Genomic DNA, 4,440 nt, shown 5'->3' on the forward strand with positions numbered 1-4,440 from the left:
TTTAACATAGTCGGCGTGCCCCGGGCAGTCTACGTGTGCGTAGTGGCGGGTCGGGGTATCGTATTCAACGTGAGAAGTGTTGATGGTGATACCACGCGCTTTTTCTTCCGGCGCGTTATCGATCTGGTCGAATGCGCGAGCGGCACCGCCGTAGGTTTTAGCCAGTACGGTAGTAATGGCAGCGGTCAGCGTTGTTTTACCATGGTCAACGTGGCCGATAGTACCGACGTTAACGTGCGGTTTTGTACGTTCAAACTTTTCTTTAGACATCGATTGTCCCTCTAAGACACGGATAAATCGGTGATATCACCACATCAACCAGGCAACACGCCCGACTTGTTGAATGCTAATAAACAGAAGAGAAAAACAGGAAGGAGAAAAGAAGTGGTGCTGATAGGCAGATTCGAACTGCCGACCTCACCCTTACCAAGGGTGCGCTCTACCAACTGAGCTATATCAGCACATCTTGGAGCGGGCAGCGGGAATCGAACCCGCATCATCAGCTTGGAAGGCTGAGGTAATAGCCATTATACGATGCCCGCATCCTGGAACTCGGCTACCTGATTTTCATTCTGCACTGAATATCGAGAGAAACTCTCTTTATTCGAGCCGGTAAGCGAACTTATCGTCTCGGGCTGCGCCATCGCGCGGCCGAAAATGGTGGTGGGGGAAGGATTCGAACCTTCGAAGTCTGTGACGGCAGATTTACAGTCTGCTCCCTTTGGCCGCTCGGGAACCCCACCGGACTTGATGGTGCCGACTACCGGAATCGAACTGGTGACCTACTGATTACAAGTCAGTTGCTCTACCTACTGAGCTAAGTCGGCATCAAGTAGCGCGCATTCTATGGAGACCTGCGTGCTCATGCAACTAAAAAATTGCATAAAATGTTCTATCGCTCACATTTTGCGCTATAAGAGACAAAAATGCTCTAATTTCAAACAAGAGAGCATAAATTTTCGGCATTTTACTGACCGTCTGACCAGGATACGACGCGGCATTTCAACGCTCCGTCGATAGAAAGCAATCTTCTGTATCTGGTATATTCGTCACATTGCTTCTCAGGGATAGCTTTCACAGCGAGATTTTTTCTTATTATTCCTCCCCATCTGGTGTTACCCTCCTGCCCATTGTCCAAATTAACTTAAATGTGACGTGCCGTTGCATGTCAGGGATGGCCCTCGTTCATCGCTGAACTGATGTAGCAATAGCAGCCAGAAACATGCTTATGAGTATAAAAGAGCAATCGTTAATGACGCCTTACCTACAGTTTGATCGCAGCCAGTGGGCTGCGCTTCGCGATTCTGTGCCGATGACCCTGACCGAGGATGAGATCGCGCAGTTAAAAGGCATTAATGAAGATTTATCGCTGGAAGAAGTTGCAGAAATATATTTACCTCTCTCCCGTTTGCTAAATTTCTATATCAGTTCAAATCTGCGTCGTCAGGCTGTCCTGGAACAGTTTCTGGGCACTAACGGCCAGCGAATCCCTTACATCATCAGTATCGCGGGCAGCGTCGCAGTGGGTAAAAGCACGACAGCACGCGTTCTGCAAGCGTTGCTGAGTCGCTGGCCGGAACACCGCCGTGTTGAATTGATTACCACAGACGGCTTCCTCCACCCAAACCAGGTGTTGAAAGAACGCGGGTTAATGAAGAAAAAGGGGTTCCCCGAATCGTATGATATGCACCGACTGGTGAAATTCGTTTCTGACCTCAAGTCGGGCGTACCAAACGTGACGGCGCCAGTCTATTCTCATTTGATTTACGATGTTATTCCTGAAGGGGATAAAACCGTCGCTCAGCCTGATATATTGATTCTTGAAGGTTTGAATGTTTTACAAAGCGGTATGGATTATCCTCATGATCCGCACCATGTATTTGTCTCTGATTTCGTTGATTTCTCTATTTACGTTGATGCGCCAGAAGAACTTCTTCAGACATGGTATATCAATCGCTTCCTGAAATTCCGCGAAGGGGCGTTTACCGATCCTGACTCTTATTTCCACAATTATGCGAAATTATCTAAAGAAGAAGCTGTTAATACAGCGACTTCGCTTTGGAAAGAAATTAACTGGTTGAATTTAAAACAAAATATCTTACCTACACGAGAACGTGCCAGCCTTATTATGACCAAGAGCGCTAACCATGCGGTGGAACAGGTAAGATTGCGGAAATAACAGAAAAAAGGGGAGTACCGACTCCCCTTTTTTACTATTCGGCGCTTCGCAGCGATATTTCTCCGCCCATCCAGGGTTTAATCACGCCATCCTGTTCAAGCAATAATGCGCCCTGAGTATCAATGCCGCGAGAAATACCAAATATTTCTTTGTCGCCAATAATCAGTTTTACCGGACGATCAATAAAATTATCCAGTTTTTTCCAGCGCGAAAGATAAGGAGAAAGACCTTCTTGCTCAAAAAGCTCAAGCGCAGCACGTAGCTTATAAATCAGCTTTGCGGCCAGCATATTGCGGTCGAGCGTAATTCCGGCCTCCTGCAACGTGATCCATCCCTGATTTATCACGTCCTCTTCTACACGACGCATTGCCATGTTAATACCAGCACCAATCACTATTTGTGCGGCATCGCCCGTTTTACCGGTTAACTCGACCAGAATACCCGCCAGTTTGCGATCCAGCAGGTAAAGGTCGTTAGGCCACTTCACGCGGACTTTATCTGCGCCCAGTTCACGCAGCACTTCCGCCATCACAATTCCAATGACCAGACTCAGGCCTATTGCCGCCGCAGGGCCCTGCTCCAGACGCCAGTACATTGAAAGATATAGATTCGCGCCAAACGGTGAGAACCATTTACGCCCACGACGACCACGCCCTGCCTGTTGGTATTCTGCTACACAGGCATCGCCTGAGCGTAGCTCGCCAATTCGATCAAGTAAATACTGATTGGTTGAATCGATAACGGGCAATACCGCCACGTTTCCGCTATCCAGTTGGCTATGAATACGGTCAGCATCCAGTAACTGGATGGGTTCCGGTAAGCTATATCCTTTCCCGGGAACGGTAAATACATCCACTCCCCAGTCGCGTAATGTCTGGATATGTTTATTAATCGCCGCGCGGCTCATTCCCAGCCGTTCACCCAACTGCTCGCCTGAGTGAAACTCTCCGTCGGCAAGTAGTGAGATTAGCGTCAGGGGAACGGTAGTATCTTTCATGCGATGCTCTCCACTGCGTTCACCTCTCCGGACCGACCAATAAAGCGAACCTCAGGCTCCAGCCAGACATTAAATTTTTCACCCACTTTTTGCCGGACATGATGCGCCAGCGCCACCACATCTTTACTTGTCGCATCATTCGCATTAATCAATACCAGCGCCTGCTGGCGATGCACCGCAGCGCCGCCAATGGTGACGCCTTTCAACTGACATTGATCTATCAGCCAGCCTGCCGCCAGCTTCACTGAGCCGTCTGCCTGAGGGTAATGCGGCGCGTTGGGAAATCGTTCTAACAGTTCCATAGCGATATCGGCTGCGACAACGGGATTTTTAAAAAAGCTGCCCGCATTGCCATTCACTTTAGGATCCGGCAATTTTGTGGTGCGCATATGGCATACAGCATCAAACACCTGTTGCGCGGTGACCGTTTTCGGGTCCAGACGAGTAAGATCGCCATAGGTCAACACCGGCTGCCATTGCTTTGACAAACGCAGACCCACCGCGACGATCGCAACGCGATCCTGATATTCATTTTTGAAGATACTGTCACGATAGCCGAAACGGCATTCCGCCGCGGACAAACGCAGACGTTTTCCCGTTTCCAGTTCAACGCAGTCAACGTAGTCGCAGACGCACTGTAGTTCTACGCCATACGCGCCAATATTCTGTATAGGCGAGGAACCAACGCAGCCAGGGATGAGCGCCAGATTCTCCAGGCCGGGCATGTTGTTGTCCAGCGCGTAGCGAACCAGCTGATGCCAGTTTTCGCCTGCGCCGACGTGTAGGTGCCAGGCGTCCGCGGTTTCATTCACCTCAATGCCTTTCAGGCGGTTAAGGATCACGGTGCCGGCGTAATTTTCCAGAAACAGGACATTGCTTCCTTCACCCAGGATCATAACCGGCAGTCCCTCACGAGTTGCTTGCTGCCAGGCGCTTAGTAGTTGTTGTTCGTTTTCAGCGCATACGATGTGCTTTGCACAATGATCAATGCCGAAGGTATTCCAGGGTTTTAGGGAGTGGGTCATGGCTGCTTTCCTGATACTCAATCGGCAATAGTTTACCGTATCTGTGTTGGGAAGGCTTGTGGTTATATTGAGGGTAGATCGGCGCGTCCCTGTAGGCCGAATAAGGCGGAGCCGCCATCCGGCAGACTACAGATAAAACAAAAGGCCCTGTCTTCCGACAGGGCCCTTCGTTTTATTTGATGCCTGGCAGTTCCCTACTCTCGCATGGGGAGACCCCACACTACCATCGGCGCTACGGC

At 49.8% G+C, this 4,440-nt stretch carries 5 protein-coding genes and 4 tRNA genes; 2 read left to right on the forward strand and 7 right to left on the reverse strand.

The features are described 5' to 3' along the window. The 5 genes from HV477_RS27510 to HV477_RS27530 form a co-directional block, all read right to left on the reverse strand. Positions 1–270 (reverse strand): GTP-binding protein (locus tag HV477_RS27510; protein ID WP_000031677.1); only part of this gene is annotated, 270 nt, incomplete at its 3' end. A 115-nt stretch (positions 271–385) separates the two neighbouring features. Continuing rightward, positions 386–461, reverse strand: a tRNA-Thr gene (locus HV477_RS27515). Between the two features lie 6 nt (positions 462–467). Then, positions 468–542 (reverse strand) — tRNA-Gly (locus HV477_RS27520). Between the two features lie 116 nt (positions 543–658). Further along, a tRNA-Tyr gene (locus tag HV477_RS27525) sits at positions 659–743 on the reverse strand. A gap of 8 nt (positions 744–751) precedes the next feature. Continuing rightward, positions 752–827 (reverse strand) — tRNA-Thr (locus HV477_RS27530). Between the two features lie 19 nt (positions 828–846). On the opposite strand from HV477_RS27530, the gene HV477_RS27535 reads away from it, so the two are divergent. Then, positions 847–1,020: a hypothetical protein gene (locus HV477_RS27535; RefSeq protein WP_001541267.1), complete on the forward strand. Its 174-nt coding sequence runs from the start codon at positions 847–849 to the stop codon at positions 1,018–1,020. Between the two features lie 208 nt (positions 1,021–1,228). Further along, positions 1,229–2,179 carry a type I pantothenate kinase gene (coaA, locus tag HV477_RS27540; RefSeq protein WP_000023069.1) on the forward strand — a complete coding sequence of 317 codons (951 nt, stop codon included), beginning with the start codon at positions 1,229–1,231 and terminating at the stop codon, positions 2,177–2,179. Positions 2,180–2,213: 34 nt separating this feature from the next. Here the strand turns inward: coaA and birA are convergent, their stop codons facing one another. Both birA and murB read right to left on the reverse strand, forming a co-directional pair. After that, complete coding sequence (birA, locus tag HV477_RS27545) at positions 2,214–3,176, reverse strand: bifunctional biotin--[acetyl-CoA-carboxylase] ligase/biotin operon repressor BirA (RefSeq protein ID WP_000655746.1); 963 nt, start codon at positions 3,174–3,176, stop codon at positions 2,214–2,216. After that, positions 3,173–4,201 carry a UDP-N-acetylmuramate dehydrogenase gene (gene murB / locus HV477_RS27550; protein ID WP_079899386.1) on the reverse strand — a complete coding sequence of 343 codons (1,029 nt, stop codon included), beginning with the start codon at positions 4,199–4,201 and terminating at the stop codon, positions 3,173–3,175. Before murB ends, birA begins: the two co-directional genes overlap by 4 nt. Positions 4,202–4,440: the final 239 nt, after the last annotated feature.

Source organism: Salmonella sp. SG203, from assembly GCF_013350575.1.
In the GTDB taxonomy this organism is placed as follows: domain Bacteria; phylum Pseudomonadota; class Gammaproteobacteria; order Enterobacterales; family Enterobacteriaceae; genus Salmonella; species Salmonella enterica.

Bases quoted from the DNA above. Each gene is read 5' to 3' on its own strand.
- murB (WP_079899386.1), bottom strand. From the start codon at position 4,201: ATGACCCACTCCCTAAAACCCTGGAATACCTTCGGCATTGATCATTGT.
- birA (WP_000655746.1), bottom strand. From the start codon at position 3,176: ATGAAAGATACTACCGTTCCCCTGACGCTAATCTCACTACTTGCCGAC.
- coaA (WP_000023069.1), top strand. From the start codon at position 1,229: ATGAGTATAAAAGAGCAATCGTTAATGACGCCTTACCTACAGTTTGAT.
- HV477_RS27535 (WP_001541267.1), top strand. From the start codon at position 847: ATGGAGACCTGCGTGCTCATGCAACTAAAAAATTGCATAAAATGTTCT.